General features: G+C 43.8%; 17 protein-coding genes. 8 read left to right on the top strand and 9 right to left on the bottom strand.

Annotation, left to right across the window (positions count from 1 at the left end; genetic code table 11):
• Nucleotides 1–10: 10 nt before the first annotated feature.
• The gene (locus tag AB4249_RS02110) at nt 11–931 is read right to left on the bottom strand and encodes an HDOD domain-containing protein (protein WP_017066065.1); all 921 of its coding nucleotides are present in this window, start codon (nt 929–931) and stop codon (nt 11–13) included.
• A 357-nt stretch (nt 932–1,288) separates the two neighbouring features.
• Here AB4249_RS02110 and AB4249_RS02105 point away from each other — a divergent pair, with 357 nt between their 5' ends.
• A complete protein-coding gene (locus tag AB4249_RS02105) occupies nt 1,289–1,870 on the top strand; it encodes a TfoX/Sxy family DNA transformation protein (RefSeq protein ID WP_017060401.1) in 582 nt (193 codons plus the stop codon).
• A gap of 161 nt (nt 1,871–2,031) precedes the next feature.
• On the opposite strand, the gene AB4249_RS02100 is transcribed toward AB4249_RS02105, so the two are convergent.
• From AB4249_RS02100 to AB4249_RS02090, 3 genes are all read right to left on the bottom strand, one after another.
• The gene (locus AB4249_RS02100; protein ID WP_017065409.1) at nt 2,032–2,574 is read right to left on the bottom strand and encodes a hypothetical protein; all 543 of its coding nucleotides are present in this window, start codon (nt 2,572–2,574) and stop codon (nt 2,032–2,034) included.
• Nucleotides 2,575–2,860: 286 nt separating this feature from the next.
• Complete coding sequence (locus tag AB4249_RS02095) at nt 2,861–3,358, bottom strand: response regulator (protein WP_017071960.1); 498 nt, start codon at nt 3,356–3,358, stop codon at nt 2,861–2,863.
• On the bottom strand, nt 3,351–5,294 hold the full coding sequence (locus tag AB4249_RS02090; RefSeq protein WP_372102252.1) for an ATP-binding protein: 1,944 nt from the start codon (nt 5,292–5,294) through the stop codon (nt 3,351–3,353). Before AB4249_RS02090 ends, AB4249_RS02095 begins: the two co-directional genes overlap by 8 nt.
• Before the next feature lie 183 nt (nt 5,295–5,477).
• Between AB4249_RS02090 and AB4249_RS02085 the strand changes: the two genes are divergently transcribed.
• The 4 genes from AB4249_RS02085 (at nt 5,478) to AB4249_RS02070 (ending at nt 11,408) form a co-directional block, all read left to right on the top strand.
• Nucleotides 5,478–6,740 carry a DUF945 family protein gene (locus tag AB4249_RS02085; RefSeq protein ID WP_372102251.1) on the top strand — a complete coding sequence of 421 codons (1,263 nt, stop codon included), beginning with the start codon at nt 5,478–5,480 and terminating at the stop codon, nt 6,738–6,740.
• A gap of 163 nt (nt 6,741–6,903) precedes the next feature.
• Nucleotides 6,904–7,998 (top strand): 3-phosphoserine/phosphohydroxythreonine transaminase, encoded by a 1,095-nt coding sequence (gene serC, locus AB4249_RS02080; protein WP_017065411.1) that lies wholly within the window; start codon nt 6,904–6,906, stop codon nt 7,996–7,998.
• Between the two features lie 351 nt (nt 7,999–8,349).
• Nucleotides 8,350–9,498, top strand: coding sequence for an extracellular solute-binding protein (locus AB4249_RS02075; RefSeq protein ID WP_372102250.1), 1,149 nt, complete (start codon nt 8,350–8,352; stop codon nt 9,496–9,498).
• A gap of 20 nt (nt 9,499–9,518) precedes the next feature.
• Entirely contained in the window at nt 9,519–11,408 is a 1,890-nt protein-coding gene (locus AB4249_RS02070) for a GGDEF domain-containing protein (protein ID WP_229647311.1), read from the top strand.
• Nucleotides 11,409–11,618: 210 nt separating this feature from the next.
• On the opposite strand, the gene AB4249_RS02065 is transcribed toward AB4249_RS02070, so the two are convergent.
• Both AB4249_RS02065 and AB4249_RS02060 read right to left on the bottom strand, forming a co-directional pair.
• Nucleotides 11,619–12,335: a 3'-5' exonuclease gene (locus AB4249_RS02065; protein ID WP_017060409.1), complete on the bottom strand. Its 717-nt coding sequence runs from the start codon at nt 12,333–12,335 to the stop codon at nt 11,619–11,621.
• Between the two features lie 5 nt (nt 12,336–12,340).
• Entirely contained in the window at nt 12,341–14,230 is a 1,890-nt protein-coding gene (locus tag AB4249_RS02060; RefSeq protein WP_017066062.1) for a DUF294 nucleotidyltransferase-like domain-containing protein, read from the bottom strand.
• 150 nt (nt 14,231–14,380) lie between these two features.
• Here AB4249_RS02060 and AB4249_RS02055 point away from each other — a divergent pair, with 150 nt between their 5' ends.
• Nucleotides 14,381–15,022, top strand: coding sequence for an outer membrane beta-barrel protein (locus AB4249_RS02055; protein ID WP_102333202.1), 642 nt, complete (start codon nt 14,381–14,383; stop codon nt 15,020–15,022).
• A gap of 123 nt (nt 15,023–15,145) precedes the next feature.
• On the opposite strand, the gene AB4249_RS02050 is transcribed toward AB4249_RS02055, so the two are convergent.
• The 3 genes from AB4249_RS02050 to AB4249_RS02040 all read right to left on the bottom strand — a co-directional run bounded on the left by AB4249_RS02050 (nt 15,146) and on the right by AB4249_RS02040 (nt 18,629).
• Nucleotides 15,146–16,336 (bottom strand): amino acid aminotransferase, encoded by a 1,191-nt coding sequence (locus AB4249_RS02050; RefSeq protein ID WP_372102249.1) that lies wholly within the window; start codon nt 16,334–16,336, stop codon nt 15,146–15,148.
• Nucleotides 16,337–16,538: 202 nt separating this feature from the next.
• Nucleotides 16,539–18,080, bottom strand: a complete 1,542-nt coding sequence (locus AB4249_RS02045; protein WP_136974827.1) for an HD-GYP domain-containing protein — start codon at nt 18,078–18,080, stop codon at nt 16,539–16,541.
• A 249-nt stretch (nt 18,081–18,329) separates the two neighbouring features.
• Nucleotides 18,330–18,629, bottom strand: a complete 300-nt coding sequence (locus AB4249_RS02040; RefSeq protein ID WP_372102248.1) for a hypothetical protein — start codon at nt 18,627–18,629, stop codon at nt 18,330–18,332.
• A gap of 218 nt (nt 18,630–18,847) precedes the next feature.
• On the opposite strand from AB4249_RS02040, the gene AB4249_RS02035 reads away from it, so the two are divergent.
• Together AB4249_RS02035 and AB4249_RS02030 are read left to right on the top strand one after the other, a co-directional pair.
• On the top strand, nt 18,848–20,248 hold the full coding sequence (locus AB4249_RS02035) for a PLP-dependent aminotransferase family protein (RefSeq protein ID WP_372102247.1): 1,401 nt from the start codon (nt 18,848–18,850) through the stop codon (nt 20,246–20,248).
• A 130-nt stretch (nt 20,249–20,378) separates the two neighbouring features.
• Entirely contained in the window at nt 20,379–20,585 is a 207-nt protein-coding gene (locus AB4249_RS02030) for a hypothetical protein (RefSeq protein ID WP_004734707.1), read from the top strand.
• Nucleotides 20,586–20,595: the final 10 nt, after the last annotated feature.

Raw genomic sequence — 20,595 nt, 5'->3', positions numbered from 1 at the left:
TAACAGTGACTTAGAAGCCGCTAGTATTGATCACGTCGCTTAGCTTTGCATTAAAATCATGCTTGCTCAAGTTGCTTAATTTATAAAGCACCTCTGCACCTGTCACGTTAAGTTCAACTTCGTGATCATCGATGTTCTCATCCTTGTTTCTGAACATCAGCAGGTGGTTAGCGATTCGAGCGATATCTAAGTAAGAGACTTCACGCTGTTCGTGGTTATTGATGGTATTGCTGCACACATCAATAAAGTCGCTGTCGAAGCCCCAACGGTTAAGCACCAATTTACTGGTAGCAGAACATTGGCCTTGGAAGATTTGTAGAGCGATGTCGTGATCTAGGTAATTGCCATTTTCGAGGTAGAGGTGGTATTCGCTAACCAAACAGAACAAACCAATATCAGCCAGTAATCCAACAAGCAGCGATTTTTCATGCTCAAGGTAACGGTATTCAGTAGGGGAGAGCTCTTTGAAGCTGTTGGTAACAAGCACCATAGTAGCGCCCAGCTCTTTTGATACAGAAGCGCTCTGAACCAATACCTTATTACATTCTTTACTGAGGTTGACTGAGTGTTTGAGTTGCTCAATAGCCTGAGCCGTCACGATGTCACGTACTCTTAATATGCCAAGGCGCGACACCGCCGTCATAATATCAACACAAGTAATATTACGTCGGTTAAAGACGACAGAGTTAGCCACACGAATGACAATAGCAGCGAGGCCTGGGTCTTCGAGTAAGCACTCGGCAACGTCAGCAATCCCAGTTGATTCAAGGGTACAAAGCGATTGAATCTTCAGTACAACGTTAGGGATAGGAGGAAGTGTTATTTTTCCCGCTGAGATAGAATGTCCAACAAGTTGGGCAAACTCTGATTCTAGACCCTTTAAGAGAAGAGTCTTATTTTGAGGTAGCCAGAAAAACGATAAATGATTCATATAAAAAGTAAAAACAGGTCTGTCCTGCCATTTTACAAGCCACGATGCTGCGAGGCAATACTCACCCGTCTACATAACCTTTAATAATTTGAACCGGTGTATCACTAGGTGTCCAAATTCAAGCATGGTTTGATAGTTTACTGTGAAGTCAATCATGAAAAACCGGAATACTCAATTGATTGATGTGAACTAAGTCCAGACTTATTTTTCTTTTCGAAGTATGATTTATTTAAAGGTGAAAAACGAAACCATAATATTCACCTATAGAATAACAAAATAGATTTAAAATTTTCGCATAACAAGCTGCTTGTCTGGTGATCAACCTAATCGGGGTAATTTGATTAAGGATCAACGGATATGACCGAGACAGCATTTATTAATTACGTGAATCAATTTGGTGAGCATCAAAAACGTTCTATGTTCGGAGGTATTGGCCTCTTTCAAAATGACGCTATGTTCGCTTTATTGAGTGAAGGTTGTTTATTCATTAGAGGTGGAAAATCATTAGATAAAAAACTGACCGATCTTGATTGTGAAAAGTATCGTCATGTAAAGAAGCAGACAACAGCAACCGTAAACTATTACGACATTACGGATCTGTTTACCTGTGAACATCCTGAATTGGATAGTATTATTCGTACTTCAATCGATAATTCAATTCAGCAGCGTAGCTTCAAGAAGTCATCAGCTAGCCGTAGATTAAGAGATCTACCAAACATGCAGCTTACGTTAGAGCGCATGGTTAAAAAGGCGGGTGTGGATGATGTTTCAATGTTTATGCAGTTGGGCGCACCTGAAGTGTTTAATAAGGTTCGCGAAGCGTACGGAAACGATGTTGACCTAAAACTACTTTGGAAATTTGCGGGTGCAATTGATGGTATTCACTGGAAACTATTACAAGAGCCACGCAAGCAGCAATTACTAAAGAGCTGCCACTAAAGAAGTTTACCTTATATGCTTAAGATTACTGTTAATAAATAAAAACCGAGGAATGTCCTCGGTTTTTTTGTTTCTGTCTTAGCCGGATTTCTTAAAAGACTAAGTATCAAAAGGCTAAGTGCTCATAGAGAGCTTATTTGCTAGGGCTTGAGCTTTAAGTATTAGTACTTGAAGCGAGCAGTGAACATAAGTTGGTCACCGTAGAAGTCGTTAATACGAGCTTCAGCACCTAAAGAGAAAAGCTCTGTAGAGTGGAAACGCGCGTAAACAGAACCTGTCCAATCATCGTTGTCATCGATAGAAACGTAACCACCTTTACCACCAACTTCTAGTTGTGGACCAAGCCATTGGCGAACACCAATGTTGATTTCCATACCGATATCAGTAGAGCTTGAGTTCTCAGGTTGAACGATACGAGCTAGCATTTCACCTGTTAGGTCTGCCCAGTTGTTTAATGGAGCGTGGAAACCAAGACCTACAGCTGAGTCGTAATCGCTTTCAAATTCTGAATCGATACGTGCTATAGCGTGAGCGTTCGGGTGAATGGACTTACTGAACGCACCACCAAATGTTACTGGGCTAGCACCGATACGTGCTTCAAAGTAATCATAGTTAAAGTTGCTCATTACCTGTGGTTGTTCATCAACAGCTAGTGCTTGACCAGAAGCCAATAGCATAGCGGTAGTAAGTAGAATTTTGCGCATAACGACTGTAAACCTATATTAGTGTTAATTCCTTTGGTTTGAGACAAATCGGCAAACCATAAACATTGAGACAGTTTAATCTAACTCACGGAAAAGTAATCCTTTAAAATGTAAAACCTTACTCATTTAGTTAAAAAACAAGCAAATTAAGGATCAGTATGTAACGGAGATCTCATGTTTAGGGCGAATGAGAAAAATAGACGAGCGAATTATCCAAAATTTGTATACATTCGGAAGGTTTTTATATCGGATGACGCTATTCTCAGTATCCATTAACCAATCAGTGCTATTCACCAAAACTGGTGCGTTTATCCGCCATTGAAGTCAGTATGCGCTCGGTATCTAAGATGGAAGTCCAGTTTAGCAATTGCTTGTCGTTGGCAATGACATAGTCAGTCAATTGTTGAGTAATCGTGTCTCTCAGTTGATCGCCTTGCCAAGGTTTTGAAATATAGAAATCAAGTGCAGCGTTGTTAATGGCCGTGACGGTATCTTCCAGCCCAGCTTGCCCTGTGAGCAGCAGCTTACGTGTTGGTTTCGTCGCGTCGTGTTGATTGAGTTCGATCAGAAAATCGATGCCGGTCTTTTCTGGCATGATGTGGTCGCACAAGATTAACGCGAGCTTAATACCATCTTGTCCCATTTCTTTGATTACTTGCTTGGCTTCATCGACCGACTCTGCACCTTCAACCAGAAAGTTCTCTTCAAATATCGCCAAGTCCTGAAGGACACTATTGAGAACTTCAGGTTCATCATCGACACATAAAATTAGGTACTTATTCATGAGGTGCTCCTTCTTGTTTAAATGGAAGCCACACTTGCATGTTTGTATGGCTGCCTACCTCTGACTCCACCAAAATAAACCCTTGATGAGCCGAAACGATTTGTTGAGAAATGGATAACCCAATCCCTAAACCAAAGTTGCCTTCTTTTTTAGTCGTGAAATTTGGGTTGAAAATGGTGTTGATGTCTTCTTTGGCAATGCCGTGGCCAGTATCGGAGATTTGCACCACAAGAAACGCGTCGTCGCCTTTTGTCTGTTGAGAAGTGGTGATGGTCACTTTTCCTCGTTCAGATAGGGCATCGAGCGCATTGGAGATAAGGTTGGTCCACACTTGTTGCAGCGAGAGCGACTGGCACAATAAAGGCGGTAAGTCGGTATCGTAATGCTTTTCGAGTTGGTGGTGTTTAAGCCTGTTTTCGAAGATCACTAAGGTATCTTCAAGCCCTTCGTGGATATCTGTGTAGTGGCGAACTTCTTCATCTTCTCTAGCATAGCTTTTTAAGCTTTTGACCATATCGGCAATACGCTTGCTGCACACTTGAATTGAGCGGATAGAGTTTCCAACATAATGGTAATGCTCTAAGTCATTGAGCAGCTCTTTGCCTGCGACAGGGGACGCCTTTAATGTGTTTAGAACCGTAGAGTCTTGGCTTAGGTTTAGTCTCACGGCTTTTTTTGCTAAAGCACGGTCATTAATCGTCGACGTAAGATGCTTTACGAGCTGTCTTTCTTGGGCTGTTGATAGTGGCTCAGCTAACTTTGAATGTGCCAGTATGTCAGTCCCTTTATTGGACTCTGGAACGGATAGGTTTGCCAATATTTGGTCGAGATGGTCTGACAGAGTTTCGATGCTTCTTAATATGGCAGCAATCGGGTTATTCAGCTCATGTGCGACTCCCGCGACTAGCTGCCCGAGCATCGCCATTTTCTCTTTCTCGATCAGTTGTTGATGTGCAGACTCTAATGATTCTAGTGTCTGCTGCAGTTTGATCTTATTGGTGATGCTGCGTTGCAAACGTCGATTAAAATGACGGAGCAGTAGATTGGTAAATAAAGGCAGCAGGGTATTGTTTGAATGCATCACCTGAGCAAAGCTATCTTTATCCAGTTTGATAACGCGAGTCTGCGTTAGGGTGATCGCCGTAGAAAACGAAGGCTCGCCTGTTACAAATGACATCCCGCCAACAATGTTCCCTTTGGAGTGACGTACCACTTCCCGCTGTTGCCCAAGTTCATCTTTCTTATAAAGAGCTGCTTCACCCTCAATGATCAGCCATAAAAAGCGATTGTCTTCGCCTTCCACAGTGAGTAGATGCTCGGGGGAATAGTCACGAATGGCCTTAGTTTTGTCATCTTTTGAAAACACATCTTGTAAGGCACTGACGACACGTTCTGCAAGGGCATTATCAGAAAGCTGGTGGTAGTCGTGAATGAAACCCGATTGGAAAGAGTGAATCTTTTGCTCAATGTGCGCTCTGAGTAAGCGTTGTTGATCCAATGCATCGCTGTAAGAGAGCAGGTTTTCTGAGTCGTATTGGATAACAAAAGAGGTCAGCTCTTTTTGCGCTGATTTGAACAGAACCTGATCTTGAACCGGTTTGGTTAAACAGTGGTTGAGCCTACCTTCATTCACAGCGGTTAAAATGGATTGAATGTCTGACGAAGCGCTGACTAATATCGTTCTTGCGGTATTACTATGGGGCAGCTGTTGAAGTTCAATCAGGAATTGCACGCCATTAAATTCAGAATGATGATGAGTGATCACCAAAGCAACGGTTTGGTTGTGATCATGAATATCTTCTAATGCGTGATGTGCGTCTTCTATGTTCTCGGCAGTATAAATATCGAATACAGAAGCCAACGGAGCCAGCTCCGAACGTATTCTTTCAATGCTAACCGGATTATTGTCCAAACAGATAACAGCGTATTGATTCACAGCTCAACCTTAATAGTAGCGACGTCTTTAGCCTAGCAAGAACCGCCGAATAAGGATGAGAGCTAGCCGTTAATTTATTGAGGCAATCGAAGTATCGAGCAATAGACTGATTTAACTCAATGTTTCTTGTTTGCTACTGATGGGTTAGACTAAAAAAAATAGACACGTGTAGAAAGAGAACTCATGGAACAGTTAAGAAAAATTGGTGCTATTGGCGGAGCAATCTCACTGGCACTTTGTTGGCCGCTAGCGGTTGGGCAAATTGGACAAAATGCGATTACCGATGGCGTTGCAAAGCTTAACAATTCAAGCATTCAAGCTGAGATCGTGGAATACGATAGAGGTTACTTGTCTTCCAACGTAACCACTCGTTTAACTGTGATGGATGAAAACCTGAAAGAGCAACTTGCGATTGATGGGTTGCCGAGTGAGTTTGTCATAAATAGTGCGGTTAGCCATGGTTTGGTGAGTCTAAATGCACTGTCGACGTTTGAGAATACCGATATTCTGCCTTTAACTCTGACCACTAGTACTGAGCTAAACGGCAACACTGACTTTAACTTTGAGTTAAGCCAGTTCAATCACCAAGGTTCTGATGAGAATGGGACTTCGGTCTCGATCACTAAATCGAATCTTTCTGGCCATGCGACTGTTTTAGGCCAAGTTGATTACGAGCTTTCAATCCCTTCAGTTCAAATTGATTTTGAAACCGGTGAAGAGGTAACGCTGTCTAATCTGAAAGGTGTGGGTTCAGGCCAACAAGCGAAAGGCTACTGGTTAGGTACTCAGAATTTTACTATCGATAGCTTCTTGGTTTCAGATTCTGCAATGCAGCCTTTCATGACCATTGAAAATTCTAAGTACGATTTTGAATCACATCTAGATGAAGCAACTAAGCGTCTGCGCAGCAACCTCAAGCTGGATATCGCAAACATCGAGACCAGTGAAGGCCAGTTGAACAACCTAAACGTCGATTTTGAAATGTCGAAGTTGGATAGCGAGTCGTTTGAGAAAATCTTTGAGATTTACCAATCTAATCCTGTGATGACGCAAGAAGACGTTGCAGAGATCATTCCATTTATCGATATCCTGTTTGCTAAAGGTTTCGACCTTTCAATGAACAACATGTCGTTAGAGTTAGGTAAGGGACAGTTCGAATCTAAGTGGTTGGTGAGCGTGCCGGAAGGGACCGAAAACATCAGCAGCAACCCTTCGATGATCATGCTTGCATTAACGGGCAACGTTCACTCTAGCTTCTCAAATGAACTTGTTGAAGAGTATCCATTCATCCGTGAAGGTATCGATGAATTGCTTGTGATGGAAATGATCAAGGAAACAGACAGTGGTTATGAAATCAGCGCTGACTTAGAAAATGGAAACCTAGTGTTCGAAAATGGACAAGAAATTCCATTAATCGCTCTACTTATGCCGGTTTTTGTTCAATAAACAGAGCAGGCGTGAATACTGATAGGGTGATTTAGCAGGTTAAGCTTAAACATTTTGTACGGTACAAAACAAAAGAGGTCTTAAGACCTCTTTTGTTGTTTTTATGTTGGGTAAAACATGGTATTACTTGCATAGTTATTATTTAGCAGGAGCAATCATCCCCATGGAACTTACATTAGATAACGTATTCAACTTCAGTGCTGGCCCAGCTGCACTGCCTAAACCGGTAATGAAACAAGCGCAAGCGGACTTTATTGATTGGAATGGTTTAGGGACTTCCGTGATGGAAATCAGCCATCGCAGCAAGGAATTTATTCAAGTTGCTGACGAGTCCGAACAGGACCTACGTGATCTTCTGAACATCCCAGACAACTACAAAGTTCTTTTCTGTCAGGGGGGCGCTCGTGCTCAATTCGCTGCTGTTCCTCTAAACCTTTTAGGTGATGCGACGAAAGCGACTTACATTGATGCGGGTTACTGGGCAGAAAGTGCAGTGACTGAAGCGAGCAAATATTGCGAAATCGATGTATTCAACGCGAAGACGTCAATTGATGGTAAAGCAGCGGTTGTTCCAGCTAAAGATTGGAAAATTGACCCGGAAGCTGCGTATGTACATTTCTGTCCGAATGAAACCATCGATGGTATTGAAATCAGCGAGCTTCCTCAAACGGATAAGCCAATCGTAGCGGATATGTCATCTAACATTCTGTCTCGTAAGATTGATGTGTCTCAGTACGGTGTTATCTACGCGGGCGCGCAAAAGAATATCGGCCCTGCGGGTATCTGCATTGCAATCGTACGTGATGATCTACTCGAACTCGCAAACGACGTGTTGCCGAGTATTCTGAACTACAAAGTACTTGCTGAAAAAGACTCAATGTTCAACACACCACCAACGTACGCTTGGTACCTATCAGGCCTTGTGTTCAAGTGGCTGAAAGCTCAAGGTGGCGTTGAAGCGATGGAGTTGGTGAACAAAGAGAAAGCAGCGCTGCTTTACGATGCAATCGATAGCTCAGCTTTCTACAAAAACGATGTTCACACTGCAAACCGTTCTAGAATGAACGTGCCGTTCCAACTGGCGAAACCTGAGTTAGATGGCAAGTTCCTAGAATTGGCTGATGCTGCAGGTCTGAAATCACTGAAAGGCCATAGAGCAGTAGGTGGAATGAGAGCTTCACTTTACAACGCAATGTCTCTGGAAGGCGTTCAAGCGCTGGTTAGCTTCATGAAAGATTTCGAAGAGAAATACGCTTAATCGATGATAGGGCTTTGACTGATAAATTACTTATTTGATTTTTATTGTGTCGAATGCACCGAACGAGATAGATGCCGCTTTTGCGGCATTTTTTTTGTCGTTAATAATAAAGGGTATGGTATGTTGATTTATTGTAAGAACAGTCATCCAGAGATATGACGGATGTATCAGAATGAGCAGACCTTTCTCTTAAAGCGAGAGTATCAACTGTTATTTAGGCACTTTTTACTATATAACGTGTCGCCCAAAGCTAGGTCTCTAATCATGAGCAGTGAGCGATAAGCCGCATCGCCCGGTTTATTGATGGGCGATTAAAATCCAACGTCTAATTTTTACCACAAGGAACCAAGTGTGAGGTTATTGAGTCTATTTGCGATGCTATTTCCGGCCGTTGCTTGTTCGTCCACACTTGAAATATGGGCTGGTATTAATTATGAAACGGCCGATTATGTAAAAGAACATATCGAAGCGATGACTGATCATCGTGTAGAAATTCGTTCGTTTGACGTCAACAGTATTCGTTCTGAACTGCTTGTTGCTGATCCTAGAGACAATACCTTTCCCGACGCCATCTGGGTTCCTTCTGACTTCTTAGGTCTAACTGAATATATCGATTTAGCGACGCTTCCTGATGCTTGGGTCGATACCCAACGCTATGAGAAAAAAGCGCTTGATGCAGTGGTCATCAACGGTGAGCTTAAGGCGTTACCGGTTGGTATTGGAAACCAAGTCGTTCTGTATTCGAGCAAGCCTCAAGCGCAAGTCGTGACATGGGAGAGCCTAATTGAACGCTCTGCTCAGTCCGATCAAGTGAGCGTGTTTTTTCCCAATCCAAACATGTACTTCTATCTAGCTTTCTATCAGCTTTTTTCTGAAGACTTATTATCGTCGAAGAATGTTAATGGTGAAGGGTTAGTTGCTATCTTTGATTTCATCGACATGTTGCAGCAGAAAAAAGTCATCGAATCATCGTGCAGCGATATTTGCGCGAGGCAGAGGTTCATCAATGGGGAAGTCGAGTTTTTGATTGACGGTGATTGGGCGTTCAGCGAACTCGATGCCGCCTTTGGTCGAGATTTGTACATCAATTCGTTGCCGACCTATCGTGGTGAAAGTATGTCTTCATTTAGTGGCGCAAAGGTTTTTGCTGTCACGGAAAAAGGCATGCAAAACCCAGATAAGAAATTGGCTTTGAAAGAAGTCGTTCAATACCTGCAATCAAACAGTTTCACCTATTTAGCTCACTCGAGTGCCATGGTTTCGCCGTTTTATGAGGTTAATCAACGCCGTGTTGAGGAAGGTAACCAGACACTTTCAAATATGTACGATGAGTTTCAAGCATCGCAAATGATGTCGAGTGACTACAAGATGGCGATCGTTTGGGAGGCATCGGCTCGGGCGTATCAGCGTTACAAGTCAGGGATGCCAAAGAGTGAACTGCATAAGTTTTACAATGATTTTGTTCAATATTACTCGGCGAATATGAGGGTAAGAGATTGAAGCTATCATTAAAATACACCATGGGCTTGGTGTTGCTGGCTTGCTCAATGCTTCCTGTTTACCTAGCGGGACAGTTGATTCTCAATAAACAAAACCAAAGTTCTTTAGAGCAAAAAGAAACCAAGCTGGACAACTCTACGACCGGTATTCGTCAAACCGTACAAGAGCAAATTAAGCTGACGGCGAGCCTAACTCAATGGTATTCGCATGACCGATCATTGATTAAAGCGGGTGGTAATATCTTTTTCTCGAGTGTTGTTTGGGACAAGATGGATAGCTTCAATGCGCTAGCGGAGAGTGTGTCCGCGACTTATATTCTGGACCAAAACTGGAAGCCCATTTATGACAGCAAAGGCAGCTTGTACCATTTTGAGCAGAGCCAGTTATTAGAAAGCTTGAAGCGTCCTCAATCGGTTTATGGGCAAGGGAAATTGTTCCACACCGAGTTTACCGAAACTGAAGTGGCGGATAATGCCGCTGCAGGTATCGCTTTTGTCGCGCCGATTTTACCTTATCGTTTGATAGAAGGTTCTACATACACGCCGCAGGGTTATCTTGTGGTTCTTATGGGGTATGACAGACTTAAGACTAAAGTGACGCCTTTCCTTTATCAAAATGAGTCGGTTGAGTTTAACTATATTGATTCAACGGATGCTCAATCTTCTGAACAAAGTGCGAACATTATCTCTATCGACAGCACATTCTTTACCGACAAATTGGTACTGAACGTCAAACATCATATTTCCGACAGTGAGCGTTTATTAGAGATGCAACAAGCTCAGGTGGTCTTTGTCAGAATATTGGTGGCGACGCTTGCCATCTCGATTGTGTTTGCTCTGTTCCTAAGCCGCTGGTTCTCAGGGCAGTTAAACTTGTTGGCTGAATCTGTTACGTCGTATTCGCATAACCAGTCACCGACTCATAGTGTGGATGAACATCGTTTTACAGAGTTCGTCACGCTGAGTCGTTTATTGGAAACCTTGTGGGGTCGCATACAATATCAAGTCCGTGAGCTTACCGAAAGTAACGATAAACTCGAAAGATTTAATGTTCAGCTAGAGGACTTAGTCGAAGAGAAAACCAGCAAGTTAACTAATTCGCTCGCGCGTGAAGAATCCCAGAAGCATCGTATTTTGAAGATCGTTCAGTTTGCATCATCAAGACACGCGGCTGAATATCGGTTGATTCCTCAAATGGTCGATCAAGAGTTAAAGACATTACTTGTTCAACATTCGATTCAGTTTCATTTTAACCGGACTGGCGAGGCTGACCTGATACTCTGTGACTCACAGGGGACGGCGATCGGGTATTTTTGTTCAAGTTCATTTGATGTCCTCAGTGAAGAAGATCTTCTGATTTTTGACATGTACCAAAAACAGTTAGCTGGTTGGCTAGAGCTCGAAAATATTACACGGATTAACATGCCGACTGGCTGTTTGAATCGTAAAGCTTTTAATGAAGATCTCGAATTCAGTAAACGCAGCATTAACGACAATCAAAATCAGATTTCTTTGATCATTATTGATATCAATGGCTTGAAAACGACCAATGATGTTCATGGGCATGAGATCGGGGATGAGCTGATACAGCGCTGCGTAGACGTAATCAGCCACGAATTGACACCTGCCAGTAATCTATACCGTTTGGGTGGAGATGAATTTGCGGTGCTTACCTTAACGTCTGGTGAGTCGAGTTCGCTCAATGTCGCAAAGATGACTGAGCAGTTGTACATTGCTCAGGAGCAACAGGCAATCGAGACTAAAGCGGGTATCTCTATTCCTGTCAGATTCTCGATTGGTGCAGCCTCTAGTGATTCAACAGACGTTGAGCAATTGTTCTCAGTCGCTGATGAGAATATGTATCAGCAAAAGCGTCTTTATTACCAAACGTTGTCTGTGGTTGGGAAGTAATAATGCCAATCACGCTGACAAATAGCGATCACGATTTTCGACGTCCATTAGAGCGGAACTGCTGCGGTGTGACGTTATAATATGTTTAAACGCTTATGGGAAATGCGCTTAGTCGGGCCAACCGTTGCTTAAACACAGACGATAAAAATGAAAAAGCCCGCCAATGGAAGTTGATGGGCTTTGTGTTTGTATTTAGCCTACGTAACTCAGCTAGAGCCAGAAACTCTTCAGAGGCATCTCAGAGTCAAAGTGATGAGCAATTTGCGCTTGGAGTAGCTCAGCGGTCGCAATAGCGTCAGTTAATGCATGATGCGGCGTGTAGTCGGGCAGATGGTATCGACGACGACTCTGACCCAGTCTCACTGAAGCTGGCTTCTTACCTTTCAGCTTGTTCCACAAGCCGCCAGCCAGTTTATTTTGGATCTGAGATTCAATCTCCAGCGTGTCGAGGACTGGGAACTCAATGCCTTCACCGAGTCGCACTTTCAATGCATTGTCCAAAAAGTCACGTTCGATACGACGATAGTGAACCACAGGGATATGTCCCGCCATTGATTCTAAGATCTCGCCCAACACTTCGCTAAGGTCTGGCGCATCAATGATGTCATTGTGAGTGATGCCATGAATCACGACAGACTCTTCTTCAAGTTTCTGTTTTGGTCTTAGAGTCCAGTGTTTGGCTTGTCGCAAGTAGATGCGATTGAGCGTAAATGGCACTAAACCAATGGTAATGATGCCGTCTTTGTTTGGGTTTAACCCCGTTGTCTCAAAGTCGACAGCCAAAAACATCACTTCTGAAAGTGGCGTATCAGGCGCAGGAAGAGGCTGGCTATAAAAGTGCTTTAAGCGCTCGTCTCTCGCTCGTTCAAGCTTCTGAGCAAACTTAAATGGCCAATCGACCGCAGGTGATCTGAATAGTTTGTTCATAGGCCCTACTTAAACTTGTTGCTGGCTTGATAACGGAACTTAAGGAAGTTTTGCGCATTACTTAATATTTGGAATGCATCCTTTAGGTTACGTCGTTCGAAGTCAGACAGGTTCTCTGGCTCGATGTTGTTATCAGGCTCGATGTTGTTGTCGACATCGTGTGCTTGGTGGCGAATACGAACCAGAGAGATAAACTCCATCGCATCTTTCAAATCTTGAGCTCGGCCTTTTGGCAGAATACCGGCGTCAATAATGTCATCTAAGCGTTCGAACGAGTTCTTAGAGCGAGACGCTACCGCGAGCGAGTGAACACGAATCAAATCGGCGAGTGGCGCAGTACCACGACGTTTAAGGTTGATAGAGTTGTTGTGACGGCCATCTTTCTCCATCACGAAATCTTTGAAGAAGCCGAGCGGAGGTGTACGGTTGAGTGCGTTACGTGCAAGGCACGCCAAGAAGCGATTGTTCTTACGTGCGCGTCGAACAATAAAGCTGTTCAATTGCTCGGCCCATTTCAGACGACCATAAACGCCATCTAAGTCGAAGAAGATTGAAGCATTTAACAGTGCTTTCGGGTTTGGATCATCAATCCAATCGGCAAAGCACTCTTCCCATTGTCGACGAGTCATACGCCACGTTGGGTTAGTCGCCATGATATCGCCAGTACAATACACATAGCCACACTGATCTAAGCCATCACAAATAAAGGTCGACAGCTCCTCAAAGTATTTACCGTGCTTTTTCTCGTCGTAGGTATCATCAAGAATAATTGCGTTATCTTGGTCAGTAACCAGCAGCTGCTCATCACGCCCCATAGAGCCCAGTGCGAGGAAACAGTAAGGAATAGGCGACTTGCCCAATTTCTCTTCGCCCAGTTCGATAATTCGCTGCTTAAAGCTACGACCAATTACCGACATTGCAGTACCTACCATGTGGGCGTTGGCATCTTCGTTAACTAAGCGCACAAAGCTGTCTTTTACTTGCTCGGAAAGCACCTTCAGATCTTCGATACTTTGTTGCTGGAAGATACTACTTACCAATAACAGCGAGTTTTGAGACTCATAACGAACAATATCGGTCGCTTCGATAATACCAATCGGCTTCTTATCTTTAAGCACTGGTAAATGATGCACGTTATAGCGAAGCATGGTCATCATAGCTTCGTATACGTAAGCATTGTGATCGAGAGAGATAACCTCAGGTGTCATTACGCTAGAGACTTCATCCGATGGGTCAAGCCCTTCAGCTAAAACGCGAGTACATAAATCTCGGTCGGTGATGATGCCAATCACGGGTGTTGAGTCATCTTCATCATCTTCAACGATTTCTGGATCAATGATCAGCAGGGAAGAGACATTGTCTTCGGCCATCATAGTCGCGGCTTGTTGTATCGTACGAGTCTTCTCGATCATCGGCGCTTCGCTAGTCAGTAGCGTTTTTACCTTGGATGTCGTGAGATCGTTGGCATCGTTATTACTTGAGTTTGCTTGGCGAAGACGGGCGTTGTCTTCTACTTCTACGAAATCTGCAAAGGAGTCGTAGTTGTCGTAGAGCTCTTGGAAGATAGGCTCAGGAATACAGTAAAGCAGGGTATCTTCGGTGGCTTTAACTGGGAAACGAACCTTGTTGTTGGTCAGTAGACCCATTTGCCCGAACAAGTGGCCTTCATCAAGGCGGTTATAGAGTTCGCCTTTACGACGGTAGACTTCGACTTCGCCACTTCGAACGATATATAAGTCATGAATTTGATCACCAAAGTGAATGATAGGGGTATCTTGGCGGTAATAAGAAATTTCCACGCTACTGGTCACTTTCGCCAACATCTCCTCAGGGAGTTCTGTGAAAGGGGGGTATTGTGCCAGAAAGTTTTGAATCTCTAATAACTCAGCATCCATAATGATCATCCATTGGTTTGTATGATTTCATGGTACAACATTTGATAATATTTTGCCGTCACAAATCAATCTGTGAGCTAAAACCTTTTTAAAGTCTTATGGATAGACTAACCTTTCAATTAATGGAGTGACAGTTTAAGGATGATAGGAATGTCGAAGTGGAAGCTTAGTTTTGTATCTGCGGTTTTTATGTTTTCTCCAAGTTTGTGGGCGGACACTAACGCGGTGGATATTTTAGATTACGACCATATTTATGCCACGGCGCATTCGGGCAGTTTAAATGAAGATGCAGGCAGTAATAATAACGCCTCGTCGTATGGATTAGGCGTCAGTTACGCGATGACGGATGATTGGTTGTTGCTGGGAGACTACAGCGCACGCTTTATTCACCCTGATGACACCACAACTCGAATTGATACGCTGATGCCAGGTGTTGGTTACCGTTACAGCATTAAGAAAGATTTAGATATAGTGGCTTACTACCTGCTTGGTATCACGAAAGGTAAGGTTGAAGATAATGACACCAACCGAACTGAATCTTCAGACACCGAGTTCATCCAAGGGGTAAAAGCTGAGCTTAACTATGGATTTGCGAAACGTTGGATAGCTAACGGGAGTGTGCAAGTGAATCGAAGTGACCTGTTTGATGAACAGATCTATCACTTAGGTTTACGTTATCTAGTGACCAACAAGTTTGCGATTGGTGGGTCATACCAACATCGAGATGGTGAAGGTAAAATTCGTAGCGAACGTACTAACGAGCTAGGTGTGGAATTTTTCCTAGAGTATTAACTTACAAAGTATCTAAACCTGAAAGTGGAGACACAAAAAAGCCAGCTTAATTGCTGGCTTTTACACATCTATTGGTCTGTAAGTGCAAGCTTGTGGTCTGCAAATACAGGTTTCGCTTTTCGATTAAAGAACCGCAGCGATACCTTTACATAGAGGACCCATGTTTGACTTAGTCATACCAGCAACGCTGATACGACCAGAGCCAACAATGTAGATAGCGAATTCGTCTTTTAGGCGAGTTACTTGCTCTTTGCTTAGACCTGAGAACGAGAACATGCCGTTTTGACGTTCGATGAATGTGAAGTCTGCATCAACACCTTCAGATTTCAGTGTTGTTACGAATAGCTCACGCATCTCTTGGATACGGTCACGCATTTCTGCCACTTCTGCTTCCCATTCAGCACGTAGATCAGCATCACCAAGGATGTGAGTAACGACAGCACTGCCGTGGGCTGGTGGGTTAGAGTAGATAGAGCGGATAATGCTCTTAACTTGAGAGAATGCTGTCGTTGCTACGTCTGCTGATTCAGCAACCAGAGTGAATGCACCAACACGCTCGTTGTACAAGCCGAAGTTCTTAGAGAACGAGCTAGCAACAAGGATCTCTTTGTTGTATTGAGCAAAAATACGTAGGCCAGCAGCATCTTCTTCAACGCCTTTTGCAAAACCTTGGTAAGCAAAATCGAATAGAGGCAGCAGTTTCTTCTCAGCAACCAGTTTAGCCAGCACTTCCCACTCGTCAGTTGTTGGGTCGATACCTGTTGGGTTGTGACAGCAGCCGTGAAGAAGAACGATATCGCCTTCAGAAGCTTTCTCTAGGTCAGCAACCATGCCTGCGAAGTCTTTGTCTTTTGTTTCAGCGTTGTAGTAGCTGTATTGAGCTGTCTCGATACCCGCAGCAGCGAAAACGCCGTTGTGGTTTGCCCAAGTTGGGTTACTGATCCAGATTTTAGCATCGCCTAGTTGGCGTTTGATGAATTCGCCAGCAACGCGAAGTGCACCAGTACCTCCAGGAGCTTGTGCAGTTTTCGCGCGTTGAGATGCAACGATCTCTGCGTCTGAACCGAAAAGAAGCTTCTGAACCGCTAGGCCGTACTCAGCTGTACCTTCAATTGTCAGGTAAGATTTGGTTTTTTCGCTTTCAAGAAGTGCAGCTTCTGCTTTCTTTACTGTTTTAAGTACAGGCGTTTGGCCAGCTTCATTTTTGTAGATGCCAACACCAAGGTTGATTTTCTCTGCACGAGAGTCTTTTTTAAACTCTTCAGTAAGGCCGAGGATAGGATCGGCGGGAGCAGCTAACACTTTTTCAAACATAATCTTCATCCATGTCAATTGAGAGGGGATAGTATCTATGGGTAGTTATACCTGTATGGAATTTTTAAGACAATACGAAGTGAACAGAAAGACCAAAAAAAATCCATTTCAATCAGATTTATTGACTAAAGAGGATATTTGATAACAAAACACCCTACGGATTAACCTATAGGGTGCAAGAAGTTAGTGGATTTTGAATAGATTACGCTGGTTGAGCAATAAAGCTTTCGCGCTCGAGTTCACTCGCTACATTTTTGCCATCTTTGTAGGTCGCAGCAATTGAAACAAACGCTTGTTCGACGACCAGAAAAGCTTGGACAACTTGCGGATCAAAATGCGTCCCATTGCCCTCTAAGATGATCTGTTTAGCTTGTTCATGAGTAAAGGGTGGCTTGTAGACTCGCTTCGAGATGAGCGCATCATAAACATCAGCTAATGCCATTAAACGGCCAGATAACGGGATATCTTCACCAGACAACTGATTAGGATAACCACTGCCATTCCATTTCTCGTGGTGAGTCAGAGATATCTCCTTTGCGACTCTTAAGAAAGAGCTACTTCCCAACTGCTTTTCTGCAATAGATAACGCTTCAGCCCCAATCGCGGGGTGACCTTTCATTATCTCAAACTCTTCGTCCGTCAATTTGCCCGGCTTCAATAACACACTATCAGGAACACCTACTTTGCCCACGTCGTGCAAAGGCGCAGATTTGTAGAGCAACTCGATGTAGTTTGGAGTTAACAAGCTTGAGTGGGTTTCTGATTTGCTGAGCTCTTGTGCGAGCACCTTGACGTACTCTTGAGTTCTTAGGATATGTGCGCCCGTTTCATTGTCTCGAGATTCAGCCAATGCCGATAAGCTCACAATGGCCACGTCACGTGTGGTTTTCACTTCGTTTTGCGCGGTTTCAAGGCTATCAAGCATGGTATTGGTCATAGATGCCATTGAGCCAAGCTCGTTGTAGCCGAAAATAGGTAAGCGAACGCCTTGCTCGCCATTGGTGACTTTGTTTAATGCGTGCTCTTGGCTTAGGAGAATACGCTTAATTAGCTTGCTCCAAAGCGTCATGATGGTTATCGCGTAGCCACCCAGTACCACAGCCAAATAAATAAACTCTTTGATCACGCTGATCTTGCCGGTGCCATCCAATAAGCGGTCAGGGTTATGTTCTAACCAGAAGATGTCTTTGACAGCAATCATCGTCAACATAGTCGTCAGTGTTACCAGAAGCACGATAACCAAGCCTATCATCTGCTTGACCAGTGAACTTCTTTCACCAACCAGTTGGAAGTCGAATTGTCCAGTCGTCTCCATTTTATCCATTTGGCTGAGCTTGGCATTCAATTGAAGAATGGTTCCGGTAAAGAAGCCGAATAGACTCATGCCAAACAGCACCTTCAAATTACTATCTATGGTGAATTCATAGCTTAAGTTGTAGTAGAGCGCGAAAGGCACACTTGCAGCAAAAAATAGCAGGGTATCGAGTTGCGCGAATCGGCCTTGCTTGACCAAGGTATGTTGCGCCAATGGGTAACGACGTGCGAGCCATAATAAGATAAACACAATACTGACTTGTGTGAAAATCTCTAACGTCGTTAAGCTATCGAGCATAGGGCACACCCGACTGCCATAGGTGCCAAACAGCACGCCAGCAATGACGTATAACTTAGTCGTTAGCGATTGATTGTAATTTGAAGTATCCATCGGTAAGCCTTTGTTCTCATTCTTATTAGATTTACGCATTCATTGATTCACGACTTTAGAATTGCGAATGATTAGCATAAGTGACGTGAATAAGACCGGAAATTCTATCGATAGCTTTCGTGGATTGATACAAGAAACTGGTTTGTGTTAGAGATTTGTTAGCTAGGTGGGGGTTATTGCAGCATTTTTATGAAGATACTTGAATAGCCTCGGTCGAGGTTCGAGGCTATTCAGTCTGTGTACTGGTTAGAATCGCGAGTGATTGAGTTTGCTATCTACTTTACCCCGTTACTTTTTGAGATTGATTTCAGCTTCGATTGAGCCGGTTTCAATCTCAGGGTGAGACGCTAGTTTGTCTGCAGCCCATTGGTTGATGTGTTTCAGAATAGCAGACACCGCGTGTTTTTTCGTTGGTGCTTGGTCTTGTTCGACATCGATCTTTTGCTTTGGATGTGAGCCTGTCGCATCTTCAGCAATATGGAGCCAATCTGGGTGCCAGTAATATGGCTGACCGCTCGGTGTTGTCCAACTGTGAACACCGTTTGACTCTCCTTTATAACTTAATTGGTCTGCTTCTATTTTTTTCATTGTTATCTCGCATGTTTTTGGGTTACATCAAATTATTGAGGTAGAAAGCCAACTTAGCTCCTACCTTGGGTACAAACTTAGCAAAGCTTACAAAGTTATCTGTGAACCAATTCACACTATTGTGGAAATTAGGTGCGATCATATGGATAGCAGCAATAGTTGTTGGCGTAAGTGATAAAATCACCGGCTCACAGAATTTCTCTAGGTAGTACAATTAGATGGCGCGTTATGAAGAGCTTGCAAAGGATATTCGAACTCAGATAGCCAACAATACGTGGCGATCCGGAGAGAAGATCCCTTCGGTACGCATGAGTTGTCGAAATTACAACGTCAGCAATAGTACTGTCTTACAAGCCTACCAGTTGCTAGAAAGCGAAGGGTGGATCATCGCTAAACCTCAGTCGGGCTACTTTGTAGCGCCAAGGCTGGACGGCGTTGACTACGCACAGCCACTCGTTAGTGAAAAGAAAGCCATTAATGACCGCTTATTTGATTTCTTGAAGTCGAGTTCAGCCGAAGGTGTGATTCCTTTCGGCTCTGCATTCCCAGATCCTGACCTGTTCCCGTTACCTACCTTGACTCGAAACCTTGCCAGCGCGGGTAGGAAGATGACTGGCGCGAGTGTGATAAATAATTTACCACCGGGCAGTGAGTCCTTGAGAAGGCAAATCGCACAGCGTTATCTGCAGCAAGGGATCACGGTTAATCATCAAGACATCGTGATTACGTCGGGTGCTATGGAGGCGCTCAACTTGAGCCTGCAAACGGTCACCAAGTCGGGTGATAACGTCGTGATTGAGTCTCCCGCATTCTATGGTGCTCTGCAGGCTGTCGAGAGGCTCGGGCTTAACCCGATCGAAGTGGACGTTTGCCCAATCAATGGGTTGAATATAGAGCAGTTTGAAAACGCGCTACAAAACCAAGATGTTAAAGCGTGTTGGCTGATGACGACTTTTCAAAACCCAACGGGAACCAGTTTGTCGGAACAGGCAAAGCGCCGTGTGGTAGAGATTGCAGAACAGCATGGAACCTACATTATTGAAGATGACGTGTATGGCGATCTTTATTACGAAGGGCATAAGCCGAAGCCACTAAAGGCCTTCGATAAGACCGATTCCGTCTTGCTTTGTGGGTCGTATTCAAAAAGTTTGTGTCCTGGTTATCGAGTAGGGTGGGTTGTGAACACGCGTTTTAACGACGCGATTCAAAAGTTACAGCTTCTTTCTACGTTATCGAGTAGCGCTCCTGTTCAACTTGGTGTCGCTCATTTCTTAACGCATGAAAGCTACGACAATCACCTTCGTAAACTGCGTAAAAACCTTGTCGTCAGGAAAGAGCGATTTATCGATGTCATTAAGCAGTACTTTCCGCATTCAATAGAGATTGAAGAGCCGGCTGGTGGCTACTTGATATGGATTCGCTTTTCTGAAAAATTCGACAGCCAACAGTTTCATCAACTGGCTATCGAGCAAGGCATTAGCGTTGCATCTGGCGATCTGTTTAGTGAGCATGGCAGAGTGGATAACGCGATACGATTGAACTTCTCTTATGAACTGACAGAAGAGAAAGAACAGGCGCTCATCTGGCTTGGCAAACTGGCACATCAACTTACGCACTAGTAAAACCTTAAGTCCCTCATAAAAAAGACAATCATTCCAACTGTACGGGTTGTTTGTGGGGTAACTGTACGCCTAATTGACCAAAGAGTTGTGATTCAATAACGGTAGACCAAATATTGGAGATACCGTTATGTTGAAAATGACTATGGGAAATGAAGTTAAGCTGATTATTGTCGCTATTGTGTGTGCGCTTCTGCTTATTCTCGGCCACGTACTGCTGGCAAAAGCATTCGCTGATATGGCGTGGGCGGAATACACCACTGCCGCGATCCCATTCGTTATGATGGCAATCTGCGGTCTTGCAATAAAATACGCTATCGACCAAGATGTGGATTAGCTTTTGAAAT

The sequence above is a fragment of the Vibrio sp. 10N.261.55.F4 genome (assembly GCF_041470465.1).
In the GTDB taxonomy this organism is placed as follows: Bacteria; Pseudomonadota; Gammaproteobacteria; order Enterobacterales; family Vibrionaceae; genus Vibrio; species Vibrio crassostreae_C.
This window is presented reverse-complemented; position numbering and strand designations above follow the sequence as displayed.

Coding starts and splice junctions, on each gene's coding strand:
- AB4249_RS02110 (WP_017066065.1), bottom strand. CDS start 931: ATGAATCATTTATCGTTTTTCTGGCTACCTCAAAATAAGACTCTTCTC.
- AB4249_RS02105 (WP_017060401.1), top strand. CDS start 1,289: ATGACCGAGACAGCATTTATTAATTACGTGAATCAATTTGGTGAGCAT.
- AB4249_RS02100 (WP_017065409.1), bottom strand. CDS start 2,574: ATGCGCAAAATTCTACTTACTACCGCTATGCTATTGGCTTCTGGTCAA.
- AB4249_RS02095 (WP_017071960.1), bottom strand. CDS start 3,358: ATGAATAAGTACCTAATTTTATGTGTCGATGATGAACCTGAAGTTCTC.
- AB4249_RS02085 (WP_372102251.1), top strand. CDS start 5,478: ATGGAACAGTTAAGAAAAATTGGTGCTATTGGCGGAGCAATCTCACTG.
- serC (WP_017065411.1), top strand. CDS start 6,904: ATGGAACTTACATTAGATAACGTATTCAACTTCAGTGCTGGCCCAGCT.
- AB4249_RS02070 (WP_229647311.1), top strand. CDS start 9,519: ATGGGCTTGGTGTTGCTGGCTTGCTCAATGCTTCCTGTTTACCTAGCG.
- AB4249_RS02065 (WP_017060409.1), bottom strand. CDS start 12,335: ATGAACAAACTATTCAGATCACCTGCGGTCGATTGGCCATTTAAGTTT.
- AB4249_RS02060 (WP_017066062.1), bottom strand. CDS start 14,230: ATGGATGCTGAGTTATTAGAGATTCAAAACTTTCTGGCACAATACCCC.
- AB4249_RS02055 (WP_102333202.1), top strand. CDS start 14,381: ATGTCGAAGTGGAAGCTTAGTTTTGTATCTGCGGTTTTTATGTTTTCT.
- AB4249_RS02050 (WP_372102249.1), bottom strand. CDS start 16,336: ATGTTTGAAAAAGTGTTAGCTGCTCCCGCCGATCCTATCCTCGGCCTT.
- AB4249_RS02045 (WP_136974827.1), bottom strand. CDS start 18,080: ATGCGTAAATCTAATAAGAATGAGAACAAAGGCTTACCGATGGATACT.
- AB4249_RS02040 (WP_372102248.1), bottom strand. CDS start 18,629: ATGAAAAAAATAGAAGCAGACCAATTAAGTTATAAAGGAGAGTCAAAC.
- AB4249_RS02035 (WP_372102247.1), top strand. CDS start 18,848: ATGGCGCGTTATGAAGAGCTTGCAAAGGATATTCGAACTCAGATAGCC.
- AB4249_RS02030 (WP_004734707.1), top strand. CDS start 20,379: ATGTTGAAAATGACTATGGGAAATGAAGTTAAGCTGATTATTGTCGCT.